This window comes from Paenibacillus sp. SYP-B3998 (assembly GCF_010820665.1).
Taxonomy (GTDB): Bacteria; Bacillota; Bacilli; order Paenibacillales; family NBRC-103111; genus Paenibacillus_E.
In genome coordinates this window covers 169,352-183,695 of sequence record NZ_JAAIKC010000002.1, presented here as the reverse complement: position 1 = coordinate 183,695, position 14,344 = coordinate 169,352, and the positions used below count along the sequence as shown (strand labels likewise).

The 14,344-nt window shown below is 43.1% G+C and carries 16 protein-coding genes; 15 read left to right on the top strand and 1 reads right to left on the bottom strand.

The window, feature by feature from the left end; translation table 11 throughout:
• Nucleotides 1–47: 47 nt before the first annotated feature.
• Nucleotides 48–884: a polysaccharide deacetylase family protein gene (locus tag GK047_RS08820; protein ID WP_163944358.1), complete on the bottom strand. Its 837-nt coding sequence runs from the start codon at nucleotides 882–884 to the stop codon at nucleotides 48–50.
• A gap of 175 nt (nucleotides 885–1,059) precedes the next feature.
• Here GK047_RS08820 and GK047_RS08815 point away from each other — a divergent pair, with 175 nt between their 5' ends.
• The 15 genes from GK047_RS08815 (at nucleotide 1,060) to GK047_RS08745 (ending at nucleotide 14,339) form a co-directional block, all read left to right on the top strand.
• Entirely contained in the window at nucleotides 1,060–1,401 is a 342-nt protein-coding gene (locus GK047_RS08815) for a hypothetical protein (protein ID WP_163944355.1), read from the top strand.
• A 284-nt stretch (nucleotides 1,402–1,685) separates the two neighbouring features.
• Nucleotides 1,686–2,291, top strand: a complete 606-nt coding sequence (locus GK047_RS08810) for a genetic competence negative regulator (RefSeq protein ID WP_163944352.1) — start codon at nucleotides 1,686–1,688, stop codon at nucleotides 2,289–2,291.
• 114 nt (nucleotides 2,292–2,405) lie between these two features.
• Nucleotides 2,406–3,908: a DnaB-like helicase C-terminal domain-containing protein gene (locus GK047_RS08805; RefSeq protein WP_163944349.1), complete on the top strand. Its 1,503-nt coding sequence runs from the start codon at nucleotides 2,406–2,408 to the stop codon at nucleotides 3,906–3,908.
• Nucleotides 3,909–3,929: 21 nt separating this feature from the next.
• On the top strand, nucleotides 3,930–5,180 hold the full coding sequence (locus tag GK047_RS08800) for a Glu/Leu/Phe/Val family dehydrogenase (RefSeq protein WP_163944346.1): 1,251 nt from the start codon (nucleotides 3,930–3,932) through the stop codon (nucleotides 5,178–5,180).
• Nucleotides 5,181–5,252: 72 nt separating this feature from the next.
• Nucleotides 5,253–5,948 carry a glutamic-type intramembrane protease PrsW gene (gene prsW, locus GK047_RS08795; RefSeq protein WP_163944343.1) on the top strand — a complete coding sequence of 232 codons (696 nt, stop codon included), beginning with the start codon at nucleotides 5,253–5,255 and terminating at the stop codon, nucleotides 5,946–5,948.
• A 70-nt stretch (nucleotides 5,949–6,018) separates the two neighbouring features.
• Complete coding sequence (locus tag GK047_RS08790) at nucleotides 6,019–6,174, top strand: hypothetical protein (protein WP_163943845.1); 156 nt, start codon at nucleotides 6,019–6,021, stop codon at nucleotides 6,172–6,174.
• 118 nt (nucleotides 6,175–6,292) lie between these two features.
• Nucleotides 6,293–7,663 (top strand): germination protein YpeB, encoded by a 1,371-nt coding sequence (gene ypeB / locus GK047_RS08785; protein WP_163944340.1) that lies wholly within the window; start codon nucleotides 6,293–6,295, stop codon nucleotides 7,661–7,663.
• Nucleotides 7,664–7,775: 112 nt separating this feature from the next.
• Nucleotides 7,776–8,447 carry a flagellar brake protein gene (locus GK047_RS08780; RefSeq protein ID WP_163944336.1) on the top strand — a complete coding sequence of 224 codons (672 nt, stop codon included), beginning with the start codon at nucleotides 7,776–7,778 and terminating at the stop codon, nucleotides 8,445–8,447.
• A 5-nt stretch (nucleotides 8,448–8,452) separates the two neighbouring features.
• On the top strand, nucleotides 8,453–8,743 hold the full coding sequence (locus tag GK047_RS08775) for a hypothetical protein (protein ID WP_163944333.1): 291 nt from the start codon (nucleotides 8,453–8,455) through the stop codon (nucleotides 8,741–8,743).
• Nucleotides 8,744–8,871: 128 nt separating this feature from the next.
• A complete protein-coding gene (cmk, locus tag GK047_RS08770) occupies nucleotides 8,872–9,555 on the top strand; it encodes a (d)CMP kinase (protein WP_163944330.1) in 684 nt (227 codons plus the stop codon).
• 1 nt (nucleotide 9,556) lies between these two features.
• On the top strand, nucleotides 9,557–10,138 hold the full coding sequence (locus GK047_RS08765) for a lysophospholipid acyltransferase family protein (protein ID WP_163944327.1): 582 nt from the start codon (nucleotides 9,557–9,559) through the stop codon (nucleotides 10,136–10,138).
• Between the two features lie 147 nt (nucleotides 10,139–10,285).
• A complete protein-coding gene (rpsA, locus tag GK047_RS08760; protein WP_163944324.1) occupies nucleotides 10,286–11,593 on the top strand; it encodes a 30S ribosomal protein S1 in 1,308 nt (435 codons plus the stop codon).
• Between the two features lie 68 nt (nucleotides 11,594–11,661).
• Nucleotides 11,662–12,720: a type 2 isopentenyl-diphosphate Delta-isomerase gene (gene fni, locus GK047_RS08755; protein WP_163944320.1), complete on the top strand. Its 1,059-nt coding sequence runs from the start codon at nucleotides 11,662–11,664 to the stop codon at nucleotides 12,718–12,720.
• Between the two features lie 87 nt (nucleotides 12,721–12,807).
• Entirely contained in the window at nucleotides 12,808–13,434 is a 627-nt protein-coding gene (locus GK047_RS08750) for a YphA family membrane protein (protein WP_163944317.1), read from the top strand.
• Nucleotides 13,434–14,339, top strand: a complete 906-nt coding sequence (locus GK047_RS08745; protein WP_163944314.1) for a YIEGIA family protein — start codon at nucleotides 13,434–13,436, stop codon at nucleotides 14,337–14,339. The genes GK047_RS08750 and GK047_RS08745 overlap by 1 nt, the downstream gene beginning before the upstream one ends.
• Nucleotides 14,340–14,344: the final 5 nt, after the last annotated feature.

The following is a 14,344-nucleotide window of genomic DNA, read 5'->3' as shown; positions in this document are numbered from 1 at the left end:
AAGAAGCGCCTTGCCACCAACTCAGTTGGACAGCAGGGCGCTTCTTTTTATCTCATTTCAAGCTCAATAGCATTTGGATCAACAAAGGAATATCCTTTCTCTTCCAACTGAGTGAGTAACGTGTCTAAGATGGATACTGTCCAAGGCAATTCATGCATGAGAATATTACTCCCCCCATGTAGTTGTTTCATCACATTTTCAAGGACTTTGTTTGGGTCGTTTTTTTTGTTTGTCATCTCCCAGTCTAATGAGCCATTGGACCAAGTCATATAAAGAATGTGATTATTTTTGATTTTATCTTTTAGATAGTCATTCCCCGCACCAAATGGAGGGCGGAAAAATTGTGGCTCCTGTCCAATTAATTCTTTGACGATTTTCTGGACATCATCGACCTGTTGATCGATTTTCTCGGTTTTCATATCTTTGAGGTTGTCATGATCCCAAGCGTGGTTACCGATTACTTGTCCACTCTCATGGACGAGCTTTACTAGTTCCGGTTTTTGCTTTATCCGATACCCATTCATGAAAAAGATTGCTTTTGCGTTATGCTTTTTTAAAGTGGCAATGAGGGAAGCATTCATTTCTTGTTCTTTGGGACCATCGTCAAAAGTTAGAAGAACGACTTTTTTATTCCCGTTCGGATCATTGGGGACAATATCATAATTTTTGTTCATATGATAGTCCTTTTTGACAATTTGCTGAGCTTGTTTTTCTGGTACAGGGGTTGTGCTTGGTACTGGTGTTGCTGTTGCTGTTGGACTAGGTGCTACAGTTGTCGCCTGTGCCTGACTTGTGGTTGCCGCTGGACTCGTAGTTGTCTTCCCTTGACCGCAGGCCGACAACAAAACAGCTGCGCAAACCAGCAGAATACTTGCTTGTTTCATACGAATTCTCTCTCCCCAATCCTCTTTGAAAGTTCTTTTATTAAAGCTATAAGTAGTTTACCACATTTCAGGCGTAACATATCTCCTTTGTTTTCCTGCCTCTGTGGCGTATGCACGCATCCAAACTCGCACAAGCTACTCTTGATTCAAACTACTTGACATGGAGGGAAACCAAATGAAAATAGGTACATTTTTGCTTGGTGGCATAGCAGGTGCAGCGGCGGTCATTTATTTGAATCGCAAAAGCAAATCGCTGATGATGTCCGCATTTAGCTCTTCCAGCGAATCGATGGGTAAGGTAATGGGGAGAGCCAAAGACTCGCTTGTAAACAATTCATTCAAAGAATCATTCAAAGATTCAACTTCCAAGAGCTTCTCGCCAACTAATTCTGGCAATGCAACAGGTTCTGGTCATTTGAACCAAGTCGAAAAAGTTGTCAAAGAAGATCCGAGTTTAAAGGCAACTGTGAATGAAATTCTTCAGGAAAATCATGAAAACACGACGACCATTCAGTAAACATAAGCATTAAGCACAGTCAGGCATACCCACAGTGCCGGCTGTGCTTTTTTCTTATATACATAACTTCCACGTGCATTTGTAATGAAATAGTGTTAACATGAGAGGTGAAAACGTAAGCTGAATGCAAGTCCAATTCGTTTTTGTGACTCACCTTTTCTTTTTTTCGTCATATTCTGTTTTAATAAGGTGACCATGCTTAACATTGAAAGCTTTTCTACGAAAAGCTTAGTAGCGCTTATGATGATAGCTTTTCTTCGAAAAGCTCTGAGGAGGATCCTATCATGAAAATTGAACGCTTAAGTCAGGATAAGATACGGATTTTCCTAACATTCGATGACTTAACTGAACGCGGAATTCAAAAGGATGACATGTGGAGAGAAATACCGAAAGTACACGAGCTATTCAGTGAAATGATGGATCAAGCTTATTCTGAACTCGGATTTGACCCGTCCGGACCACTTGCAGTTGAGGTGTTCGCACTTCCAGCGCAAGGTATGGTAGTTATTGTAACCAGAGGAAAGCTTGATTTATATGCGAATTCCGATGCCTATGATGATCATGAGGCCGAAGAAGTGTACGAAATGGAAGTCACGGTTGATCAAAGTGATTTAATCTCTTATGCTTTCCGTGATTTTGAAGATCTGCTTCGCGTTGCTAAAGTAATTAATCCGCTTTTAATGGAAGGCGGCATATTGTATTCCTATAAAGGAAAATATATTCTACAGCTTGAACCTGTTGAGCTTGAGGATTCCAAATACCAAGCGCTTATTGCATTTCTTTCCGAATTCGGGGAAGCTGCTTCAGTTACTCCTGCTGTATTGGAAGAGTATGGGAAGACGATTATCGCTGATGATGCGGTGAAGGTGCTTTGCCACCATTTCCGTTAAGTTAGACGTTCTGTCTTGTCATACAATGGAAATAAAAAAAGCATCTTCAAAAACATTTGTTTTTGCGGATGCTTTTTTAAGTTGAGTAGCTTGATCAACATGAGGGGGTAGCAGATGACGAACTCAGAGCGTAAACGACTAGCACCTACACCAGCAGCTGCCGATTTGGAAGGGTTGCTTGCCTACTATCAAAAGCAAATACGGGAAGAGGCTTTTTTCTATTTGCAAAAAAGAGGAATCACGGAAGAAACCGTTGAGCAGTTTCGAATCGGATTTGAAATCGGTAAAATTGGATTTTATGTCGACCAGAACCAACTGGGGGATTATTTCGAGAATCGAGTTATTATCCCGATTCGTAACTATAATGGTGAAATTGTCGATTTAATCGGACGCGCGATTGATCATAGAGAGCCTAAATATAAACCGTTATACGGTTTAGATCAGTATTTGTTTAATTATGCGGTTTTAGAAGAGTCGGATGAGGTGGTGCTTTGTTCCGGCCTATTCGATGTGATGACTTTGGTGCAAGCGAGAGTGCCTGCTGTCTGCGTACCTGACTATGCGGTTTTCAAAGAGCATCATGTTTCAATGTTTGAAGGCAAACGGGTCTACATTTGTATGGGGAATGATGAGTCGGGGAGAAGAGAGTCCTCCCGCATAGAATCTTTATTAAGGGAACATGCTAAAGAAACTTATATCGTGATTTTACCAGAGACGATACGGGATATTAATGATTTGTTCGTTAGAGCACAGAATCCGATAGATACGTTCATTCGACTCATTAATCAATCAGTCGAAGCAGCGATGCTCGCTCCTGTAGCTCCTGACAACAAGAATAGCACAATCTATCTGGAAGAATATATGAAACGATATCGAGGACAAGTCGCTAGCTTGAGTACGGGCTTCACAAAGTTGGACAACCTGCTTTTTGGAGGGTTAGGCAGCGGGTTGTACTTGCTGGCAGGTACAGGATCAATTGGTAAAAGCATGCTGCTCAAACAGATGGCAGATCAGCTTGCTTTAGATCAGATTCCCGTTATTTTCGTGTCTTGGGATTTAACCAATTTTGAGCTTTGGGCACGCAGTATAGCAAGAATCATTGGGATAGCACCGCAGCAAGTACTCGGTGGGAAGGTGGAGCCAGATCAAGTAACTGAAGCTAATAAGCAGTACGCTAAGATTAGCAAGATGTTATGGACGCTTGAGAGTACAATTGACACGTCATTAGAGCAAGTTGCTGCTTCTATCGAGCGAATTGCTGTTATTGTCGGCAGAGAGCCAGTAATTTTTATTGATCATTTACAGCGGATTCCAGTTCATAAGCAATCTGGCCCAATGACTTGGCAGCAGCAGCAAGCTGCAATCGCATATACGCTTAAACAATGGTCCCGTGAATGGAACTGTCCTGTCGTTGCTGCCACCGCTTTGGAATTCGGACAAGACACCGTAACAGAATCCGTACAGGCTTCGGCTGATGTTGTCATGATTATGAAATCTAATGAAGCAGAAAATAACCAGGCTCAGGCATTAGTGCTCGAGTTAACGAAAAACAGGAATGGAACTTTAGGTAGTTTACCCTTACAATCCCATATGGATCGCGCTCTATTTACAGAATAATCTACTTAAGAGGTGGACTTTATGTCAAACACAGAAAATTTAAATGTACTTCAATCTACCCAAACCGTCATTCATGAAGCACTCAAAAGACTTGGCTATCCAGATGAAATGTACGAATTGTTAAAAGAACCGCTACGCATTCTTACAGTACGTATTCCTATTCGTATGGACGATGGAAATGTGAAAGTGTTCACCGGATACAGAGCGCAGCATAACGATGCAGTTGGTCCTACGAAGGGGGGAGTGCGCTTCCATCCCGATGTCACTGAGGACGAAGTAAAGGCACTTTCGATCTGGATGAGCCTGAAGTGCGGTATTTCTGACCTGCCTTATGGAGGTGGTAAAGGCGGTATCATTTGTGATCCGCGTGAAATGTCATTTCGGGAGCTAGAACGTTTGAGCAGAGGGTACGTTAGAGCGATCAGTCAACTTGTTGGGCCTTCCAAAGATATCCCAGCTCCTGACGTAATGACTAACTCCCAAATCATGGCATGGATGATGGATGAATACAGCCGCATTCGCGAGTACGACTCACCAGGATTCATTACGGGCAAACCCATCGTACTAGGGGGGTCTCATGGTCGCGAGACAGCGACAGCAAAAGGCGTAACGATTATGATTGACAAGGCATTGCAAAAGAAAAATATCGCTTTGCAAGACGCGCGAGTTGTTATACAAGGTTTCGGAAATGCCGGTAGTTATCTTGCTAAGTTTATGCACGAAGCCGGAGCGAGGGTGATTGGGATTTCAGATGTGCAGGGGGGGTTGTATAATCCCGATGGATTAGACATCGAATACTTGTTAGATCGTCGAGACTCGTTCGGAACGGTGACGAACTTATTCAAAAACACCCTATCCAATAAGGAAATTCTTGAGCAAGAATGCGACATTTTGGTGCCTGCTGCGATTGAGAATCAGATTACTTCTGAGAATGCGGATCGTATCAAAGCAAGTATTATCGTAGAAGCCGCGAACGGACCTACGACGCTAGAGGCTACCAAGATGTTGACTGATAGAGGTGTGCTTATCGTGCCGGATGTTCTGGCAAGCAGCGGCGGCGTCGTTGTTTCATACTTTGAATGGGTACAAAATAACCAAGGTTATTATTGGACGGAAGATGAAGTGCATGCCAAACTTCAAATTGTCATGGAAAAGTCGTTTGAAAATGTCTATAATGTTCATAGTACTCGTGGCGTCGATATGCGATTAGCTGCCTATATGGTCGGCGTTCGCAAGATGGCTGAAGCATCTCGTTTCCGTGGTTGGGTGTAATTATACGTAAGATGAATTCCATGGATAATAGTCGTAAAAGAACTACATTTTAAGCAAAAGGGGGAGCTACTCATGCAAATACTGCCAATTTTGTTGGCAGCGATAGCCCCAGGTCTCTCTCTGCTTGCATATTTTTATTTAAAGGATCGTTACGAAACGGAACCGATACATTTAGTTATTCGAATGTTTCTATTTGGTGTTTTACTTGTGTATCCTACAATGGTGCTACAGCGTTCATTCATTGAGGAAATAGGCGAAGGGACGTTTACATCGGCGTTTTTTCTCTCAGGTGGGATTGAAGAATTTCTTAAGTGGTTCGTTTTGTATCATTTGATTTACAGACACGCTTCCTTTGATGAGCCTTACGATGGTATCGTATATGCCGTAGCAGTGAGTTTGGGTTATGCAACCTTAGAAAATATTATTTATGCTTTCTTGAATGCATCATCCTTTTCGGCATTAATGCTTCGTGCGTTATTGCCTGTATCAGGTCATGCGTTATTCGGAGTCACTATGGGGTATTACATGGGCAAAGCCAAGTTCACCCCAAACAAGTCACAAAGGTATTTATGGTATTCCTTGCTGCTGCCTATTGCTTGGCACGGATTGTTCGATTACATTTTACTGGTCGCCAAAACATACTGGGTATGGATTATGATTCCAGTCATGTCATATTTGTGGATTCGTACACTCTGGCGGGTTGATCGTGCAAATGCACGATCTCCGCTAAGAATTGCTTCTACGGATGAGAAGATTAAAATGAGTTGAGTGGGGTCATAATGGACGGTAACAGGCGAAATTCTAACGAATGCTGCCGGGAATAGCCGGGAGGGTATACATGTCCATGACACGAGTGAAAGTGAAGATTCGCTGCAAGCAGTGCGGTGAACGATTTGTACTGAAAGGCAAAAAAGAAATAGATAAAATTGAAACCGGATTTCGTCAATGTATTTGCAGCAATGAACATGATTTTGACGTAGAAGTCGATGATTGACGCAGGGGCCATTCTTATAGAATTGGCCTCTTTTCATTGTCAATTTTAGATGTATAAACCTGTGTTTCCAAGCAAAAACTAACGGCAGGTTTGACGGAAATGAAAGGGGAGTCAGGTTGTGTATAAAAGACTAAGTATCGTCATGTTCCCATTCCTTTTGCTAGCCCTTATTGGAGCGTCGGTTTGGGGTTATCTGGAGCATCAAGAGAAGAATACCATACTGATCAAAGCTGAGAATCAATACCAGCGAGCGTTCCATGATCTTTCCTTCCATGTGGACAAGCTTCATAATGAACTAGGGAATACCTTAGCTGTTAATTCGGCTTCGGAGCCTTCTTACCGTAAGGGTTTGGTCAATGTATGGAGGTTGACAAGCCAAGCGCAAAGCGAAATAAACCAACTGCCGCTTTCACTGCTTCCTTTTAATAAAACACAAGATTTCTTAGCAAATATGGCGAATTTCTCCTATCGAATGTCCGTGCGCGATATGACAAAACAACCGTTAAACGAAGAAGAAATAAAGACACTGAATACACTTTATGATCATTCTAAAGACATTACGACAGAGCTGCGAGGAGTTCAGGATAAAGTCATTACCAACAATTTGCGCTGGATGGACGTTGAAGTTGCCTTAGCCTCGCAAAATGAAGTCCACGATAACGCAATAATCGATGGTTTCACTTTGGTAGATAAAAAAGTTAGTGCTTATGAGGAGTTAAATTGGGGACCGGGTAATTTAAGCATATTATCTAAAAATGATGGGAAGCTGCTGTCAGGTGAAGAGATGACAGTGGATAAAATCAAACAGAAAGCTGTTCAATTTCTAGGGCAAAGCGATACGACCAATCTGAAGGTAGTCGAAAATGGGGGTGCTGCTTCAGAATATCAAAGTTTTAGCGTTGTTGTACCCGCAAGTTCAGGTAGTGAGAATGACATTCATATGGATTTTACGAAAAAAGGCGGACATCTTATTTATTACATGAAGTCGCGAACCGTTCAAGACAAAAAGTTTGAACTTCGACAAGCCAGAGATATTGCCAATGAATTTTTGGATCAGCATGAGTACAAAAGCATGAGCGCAGTAAGCTATGACCAATATCAGAATACGGCGAACATAATTTTCGCTAAACGAGAAAAAGATGTGACAATTTATCCTCAACAGGTCAGTGTGAAAGTAGCACTTGATAACTTGGAAGTTACAGGTATTCAAGCAACGGATTACGTGTTCGGAGACAAACCACGCAACCTCGGATCACCGAAAATAAGTGCCCAAGAGGCGCGTAAAACATTGAGTAAAAATCTCGATGTGTCCAGTGAATCACTAGCAATCATTAAAAATGAACTGGATGAGGAAGTCTTAGCTCATGAATTTATAGGGACGATGAATGGAAATCTCTACCGAGTCTATATCAATGCAGAGACCGGCGCAGAGGAGAAAATAGAAAATATACGTCCTGAGCAAGCTGCGGCTGTAAAAGCGGCCAAGTGATGGGAGAAAAGAAGCGGGATTCCTTGCTTCTTTTTTTGCTTTCTTAATTAATTTGTCGTGGTATAATCGTTGGAGTAAGGAAAAAGTAAAAATAGGAATAATGTGTCACATTATGTCGGAGGTGCAGAGATTGCTTCCTAAGGTTAACCAAATTTTACATTTGCAAATAAATACCATCGATGATGAGGAATCCAAAATTGAGTACAAAGCTAGAATTGCCGACATTACAGAGACAACGATTGTAATCGAGGTTCCTCTCAATGAGCAGACAGGACGGTTGAAAAAGCTATACGTAGGCGACGAGCTTAGCACTTTCTTTTTAAGCCAAGGTGGCGTTAAGCATTATTTCACCACATCCGTTAAAGGGTTTAGAGAGGATGTTATTCGACTTGTTGAAATTGTTAAGCCTGAACCAGAAGCTGTTACTCAAATTCAGAGAAGAAGTTTTCTTCGTGTTCTAGCGGAACTCGAAATCGCGGTAAGGCTATCGGATCAAATTCAATTTGTAGCAATGACCGATGATGTCGGTGGCGGTGGCATTTCATTTATTTGCGAAGGTCATATTCCTATTGGTGTTCAAGCTTTAATATCTTGCTGGGTACTTGTCCCCTATAAGAATGGTGTTATTGAACATATACCTTTACAAGGTGAAGTTGTGAGAGTTAAACAATTGGAAACAGGCAAACAGCTTGCGATGGTGCGTTTTATTGAAATTACGGATCGTGACCGTCAGAAACTGATTCGCTTCTGTTTCGAACGTCAAATGGATTTCCGCAAAAGATAAGGTGCATGAGACATTCGCTGCTTGGGAATACTACGAAGCAACTTACACGAAGCGAGCAGGTGAATCGTCGCATGCTACGGGAACAAGAAGACAAATCGTACGAGCAGCTGTTTATTCTCTTTTCTGCAAAGGTAGAGAAGATAATGATTCGGGTCACGCTCGTATTTTTAATTCTGCTTATTAGTATTCAAGCCCTATTGCAAATTCCGTACGTTAGAGAACGGCTAACACGTGTAGAACTGCTTGAGGGAAAGCCGTATTCATCGCCTCAAAATTATAGCGGAGAGCGTTCCTGAATTAAGGATGTTCGTCCATAAGAACAGTCCAGGTTTTGCATATGCCTCCGTTGTGTGGTATAATTTTGTTAATTAGCAGGCAGTGCCTGCTTTTTTGTTCGTAAGGTATTGTTAGGAGGAACAACAGCTTGGATAAGTTTAATATTGCCATAGATGGTCCAGCGGGAGCCGGTAAAAGTACCATAGCTCGGCTAGTTGCCGGTATGCTTGGTTTTATTTACGTGGATACTGGTGCCATGTATCGGGCAGTAACATGGAAGGTACAACAAGAAGGGCTGCATCCTAATCAAGAAACGGAAGTCGTGGCTTTAGCTAACCGCATGCGAATTGAGCTGATTCCAGGACCTGAAGGACAACAGGTTTTTGTGGATGGGGTCGACGTGACGAAAGAAATCCGTATGACAACCATTACCGATGATGTTTCCCAAATCGCTAGCATCGGTGGTATCCGACAACTTTTGGTTGCCCTGCAGAAGCAGATGGCAGTTGCCAAAGGTATCGTGATGGATGGCAGAGATATTGGTACCCATGTTATTCCAGACGCTGAAGTTAAGATATTTCTTACAGCTAGCGTTACGGAACGAGCAGAACGACGATTCAAAGAAATGCACACTAACGGAACGGGTACATTGACGCTCGAGCAACTTGAGCAGGATATTGCTCGTCGCGACCAGATGGATCAGGAGAGAGAAATTTCTCCGCTGAAACGTGCACATGATGCTGTACTAATGGATAGCACAGCTATGACGATAGCGGAAGTCGTGGACGAAATTCTTGGGCTTTGCAAAGACAAAGTCGGAGGTGGCAAATAAGATGCTGTATCGCATCGGAAGAGCCATGTTTCGGATTATTTTCACGTTTTTTTTCCGACTTCGTGCGATTGGTATCGAGAATGTTCCTAAAGACGGAGCTGTCGTTCTTTGCGGCAACCATACTAGTCTCTGGGATCCTCCTATGTTAGGGACTCCACTTAAACGCATGGTTCACTTCATGGCAAAAGCAGAGCTGTTTGATATTCCTATTCTTGGGTCGATTATTGCCAAGGTGGGAGCATTTCCAGTAAAGCGTGGAGGCGTTAGTAGGGAGTCCATCAGACTTGCCATTCAATTGCTGAAAGACGGCAATATGATGGGGGTTTTTCCAGAAGGAACTCGAAGCAATGCAGGTGGGATGGGGAAAAAAGGTGCGGCGAGTCTTGCGCTGAAATCGGGTGCAGCCGTAGTGCCAGTAGCTATTATTGGTAATTACTCCTTGTTTCGCAGGATGACCATCGTTTATGGCAAACCGCTTGATTTGAGCGCTTTCGCGGGTGGGAGTTCCGAAGACTTAGAGTTAGCTACCGATACGATTATGAAAGAAATTCGCAGTATCCATGCCGCACACAGCCATGGCTAATTGTTATGTATGGAAACGAAAGCTTGGAATTATACTATCCGTAAGCGAATGGAAGTTTTTGTTTGAAACAGAGTAGACGCGTTCTTGCAACTGCTTTGTAACTTATATATTATGTATTGTTGGTTGTAAATAGAGGAGGGTAAACCCATGTCAGATGAAGTAAAAGTTGAAGATCAAGCCCAAGAAGTTCAAGAAGTGCAGGAAACTGCCGTATCACAAGCAGAAGCAGAGCTAGCGCTTAATAATGTAGCTGTATTAAAAAAAGGTGCTATCGTTAAAGGTAAAATTGTTAAAGTAGACGCAGATCAAGCTTTCGTTGATATCGGCTACAAATACGATGGTGTTATTCCTGTTCGCGAGCTTTCTTCTACCGCGCTGGAAAATGCAGGGCAAGCAGTTCAAATCGGTCAAGAAGTTGAATTGAAAGTCGTTACGATTAATGATGCTAAGGAAACCCTAGTTTTGTCCAAACGTGTAATTGATAACGAGAAAGCTTGGGAAACTTTGCAGACTCAACTCGATAGCAAAGAAATTTTGGAAGCGACTGTTGCGGAAGTAGTTAAAGGCGGACTCGTTGTAGATATCGGCGTACGCGGTTTCGTACCTGCTTCTATGGTAGAGCGTCAATTCGTTGAAGATTTCTCCTCTTACAAAGGCCGCACATTGCGTCTTCGTGTAAAAGAAATTGACCGCGAGAAAAATAAAGTGATTCTTTCCCAAAAAGATGTTTTGGATGAAGAATATGAAGTTAACAAAAAGAAAATCATTGAAGGCCTTCAAGTAGGTCAAGTGTTGGATGGTACTGTTCAACGCTTAACACAATTCGGTGCTTTTATTGACATCGGTGGAATTGATGGACTTGTACATATTTCCGAATTAGCTTGGGAGCATGTTGAGAAAGCTTCGGATGTTGTAAAAGAGGGAGATCAAGTGAAGGTGCAAATTCTGAAACTTGACCCGACTACTGAGAAAATCAGCCTTAGCATCAAAGCAACGCAAGAAGGTCCATGGTCCAAAGTAGAACGTGAATTCAAAGCTGGTGACATTGTTACTGGAACGGTTAAACGCCTTGCTGCATTTGGTGCATTTGTTGAAGTAGCTCCTGGTGTTGAAGGACTTGTGCATATTTCTCAAATCGCACACCGTCACGTTGCTACTCCTCAAGAAGTGTTGAAAGAAGGCCAAGAAGTTCAAGTGAAAATCTTGGAAATTAATCCATCTGAGAAACGTGTTAGCCTAAGTATCAAAGAAACAGAAGAAGCTCCTGAGGCTCCAGCAGCATCAGCAGCTAAACCAGAAAGAGAAAGACAGCCTAGAGGCGATCGTGATCGCGGCAACAGTGCAAGTCACCAAAAAGAAATTGCTGGTAACGAGAATGTATCTTTGAGCAATCAAGGTCTTTCCTTTACATTGGCAGAGCGCTTTGGTGACAAACTTTCTAAGTTTAACAAGTAAGATCAACATTTCGCATATGAATGCGTAGTTAGTTTTGCTTTAGCAAAACTTTTAGGAGGACAATAGGAATGCGCATCTCACGCAAAATGGAGCATGTCCATTACGCGCTGGAGCTTGGACAATCAAGGCAGCAAGGGCTGTCGGATATCAAGCTTGTGCATAACTGTCTACCTGAGACTTCGACAGATCAAATTGCATTAACAACGGAAATCGGCGATCTCATTATGAGTTCGCCGATTTTGATTAATGCGATGACTGGCGGAGCTCAAGAGACAGAGCGTATTAACCGTCAGTTGGCAATCGTAGCCAAGGAGAAAGGTTTAGCAATGGCGGTTGGCTCACAAATGTCGGCAATCAAGAATAGCGAGGTAGCCTCAAGCTACCAAGTGGTGCGCCGAGAAAACCCGAACGGCATTGTATTTGCTAATTTGGGCAGCGAGGCGACGGTTGATCAAGCGCTTCGAGCTGTTGACATGGTTGAAGCGAATGCGCTGCAAATTCATCTGAACATCATGCAAGAGTTAATTATGCCGGAAGGTGATCGCAGCTTTATAGGCATGATTGACCGAATTGCAGCCATAGTTGACCACGTTAATGTGCCAGTTATCGTGAAGGAAGTTGGATTTGGTATCCTCAAAGATAACGCCAATCAGCTTCGAAGCATCGGCGTCCAGATACTGGACGTGGGGGGTTCAGGCGGAACGAACTTCGCCGCGATTGAAAACGCGAGGAGGCCAGCCGCCATCGAGTGGTTGAACGATTGGGGAACTCCAACAAGTGTGTCGTTACTTGAAGCTTTGTCGATATATCCGAGAGGCTCCGTAATTGCTTCTGGAGGAATTACGAATGCTTTAGAGGCAGCCAAGGCGCTCTCTCTCGGCGCATCGGCCGTAGGGATGGCGGGAGCCTTTTTGAGAGTATTGCAAGACGAGGGGATCGAAGCGCTTCTTCGTTTCGCAGATGAATTGGAGCAGGGACTTATTCTTATTATGACGGCGCTAGGCGCTAAGACCGTTCAAGAGCTTTGGAATCACCCGGTCGTCATTTTGGGCGATACAGCAGAATGGTGTCGTGCCAGAGGGATCGATTTAAGTTCATATGCAGAAAGAGGCAGTCGGAGTAAATAATCAATTTTTTGCCATACTAAGGATCAGACAGCGCTTCCCCTTAACTTCATGGAGGAAGCCTTGATGATCTGCAGGGTGGTAATGATTATGAACTCCGGCTATTTGTCTCTCATTCTCCTCTGCATCACGATGATATTGTTTGCGAGCGGGTGGAAGGAATTTTATGTGCGAAAGGTTTCGCACAAGGGAATACTTGTTTTTTTTACCGCATGGCTTGTTTTCTCGCATCTTGGTTTCTCTATACATCATGTACATATTCAGTTAGTCTATCTATGGATTTTATGTATTTGTATAGGCATTCTTTATGTTACACAAGGCTTCGTCCATAAGCTTCATCTCCTTTCCATTGGACTTTTGCTCGGTTCGCTCCATTTTTTGTTGCAGCAGCTTCTTGAGATGGATCCTATCCTCATCGTTCGTAATTCAGAGTGGGACACAGCGCTGCTTCTGGCTGTTATTGCAACTGTTTTACAACGGAATGAATTGGAGCAAATCGCTGGCCTTTCTATCGGATATCTGCTTGGAGATATGTATCAGGCCGGCATCCATCAAGCGAATGGTACTCATCAGTTGGGGGGAGCTCATTTTCAAGATCAATGGTGGCTTTCAATATTTGCAGCAAGAACATTGACCATCGTGCTTCAATCTGCTTATAATGGTTGCCGCTTCATGATTAGAAGTTGGTTAGATCGGAAAGGAGGGTGGCGAAAATAATGGATTGGTTTTATTCGCATCGGTATACGATTGGCATCGTGGTAGGTGTTATTTTTGGCGTGTTTGCACGTTTAAATATGCTGCGTACTGATTATAGGCAATACCCCACGTATCCACATGGGAAAATTATTCATATATCTTTAGGTGTCATTGCTGCGGGCTTAGGCGCTGTAGCTGTGCCTGCTTTGCTGGATAAAAACTATACCGCAGTGACCTTCCTTTCACTTGCAGCACAGCAGTTTCGTGATGTTCGGAATATGGAAAGACAGAGCTTATCGAAGATTGATGAGTTAGAACTCGTGCCAAGAGGGGCAGCTTATATTGAAGGGATTGCTATGGTTTTCGAGGGGAGAAACTATTTAGTTATTTTTTCTGCCTTCCTTGCTTCCTTCTTTAGTATTTTGTTTGCTTGGTATTGGGGAATTGCTGCGGGAATCGTGTCTATTTGGATCGCTAACTACTTTAAATCGGGCAATAATCTTTCAACGATTGCCGATATTGAGCAAGTTCCGATTCGGATAGAGGGACCTGATCTGTTTGTCGGCTCGATTTATATTATGAATATCGGACTGGAAGACACTCGTCAAAAAATACAAGAGCAAGCCCTCGGATATTTGGTTAAGCCGAAAAATCGAAATGCACGCGTTACGCTGGCTAATTTGGGTCAGAGGCAAGCGATCTTGCATGATATTTCTACCTTGTTTGGTGTGTATCGTGACGAGGGGGAGCCTTCCTTACTTCCAATGGCTAAGCTGGATATGAACACTGGAACCTTAGGTCTTCTGCTTCTGCCGCAGGAGAAGGACGCTGACAAAACGTTCGTTGCCCTCCACCGAGTACCGGTTTTGGAGAGTGCTGTTCGTATGCCATCCGAAGCCGGTGTTAATAAAAAGAAGGAGGCGTAACCGTC

Bases quoted from the DNA above. Each gene is read 5' to 3' on its own strand.
- GK047_RS08820 (WP_163944358.1), bottom strand. From the start codon at position 884: ATGAAACAAGCAAGTATTCTGCTGGTTTGCGCAGCTGTTTTGTTGTCG.
- GK047_RS08815 (WP_163944355.1), top strand. From the start codon at position 1,060: ATGAAAATAGGTACATTTTTGCTTGGTGGCATAGCAGGTGCAGCGGCG.
- GK047_RS08810 (WP_163944352.1), top strand. From the start codon at position 1,686: ATGAAAATTGAACGCTTAAGTCAGGATAAGATACGGATTTTCCTAACA.
- GK047_RS08805 (WP_163944349.1), top strand. From the start codon at position 2,406: ATGACGAACTCAGAGCGTAAACGACTAGCACCTACACCAGCAGCTGCC.
- GK047_RS08800 (WP_163944346.1), top strand. From the start codon at position 3,930: ATGTCAAACACAGAAAATTTAAATGTACTTCAATCTACCCAAACCGTC.
- prsW (WP_163944343.1), top strand. From the start codon at position 5,253: ATGCAAATACTGCCAATTTTGTTGGCAGCGATAGCCCCAGGTCTCTCT.
- GK047_RS08790 (WP_163943845.1), top strand. From the start codon at position 6,019: ATGTCCATGACACGAGTGAAAGTGAAGATTCGCTGCAAGCAGTGCGGT.
- GK047_RS08780 (WP_163944336.1), top strand. From the start codon at position 7,776: ATGTCGGAGGTGCAGAGATTGCTTCCTAAGGTTAACCAAATTTTACAT.
- GK047_RS08775 (WP_163944333.1), top strand. From the start codon at position 8,453: ATGAGACATTCGCTGCTTGGGAATACTACGAAGCAACTTACACGAAGC.
- GK047_RS08765 (WP_163944327.1), top strand. From the start codon at position 9,557: ATGCTGTATCGCATCGGAAGAGCCATGTTTCGGATTATTTTCACGTTT.
- rpsA (WP_163944324.1), top strand. From the start codon at position 10,286: ATGTCAGATGAAGTAAAAGTTGAAGATCAAGCCCAAGAAGTTCAAGAA.
- fni (WP_163944320.1), top strand. From the start codon at position 11,662: ATGCGCATCTCACGCAAAATGGAGCATGTCCATTACGCGCTGGAGCTT.
- GK047_RS08750 (WP_163944317.1), top strand. From the start codon at position 12,808: ATGAACTCCGGCTATTTGTCTCTCATTCTCCTCTGCATCACGATGATA.
- GK047_RS08745 (WP_163944314.1), top strand. From the start codon at position 13,434: ATGGATTGGTTTTATTCGCATCGGTATACGATTGGCATCGTGGTAGGT.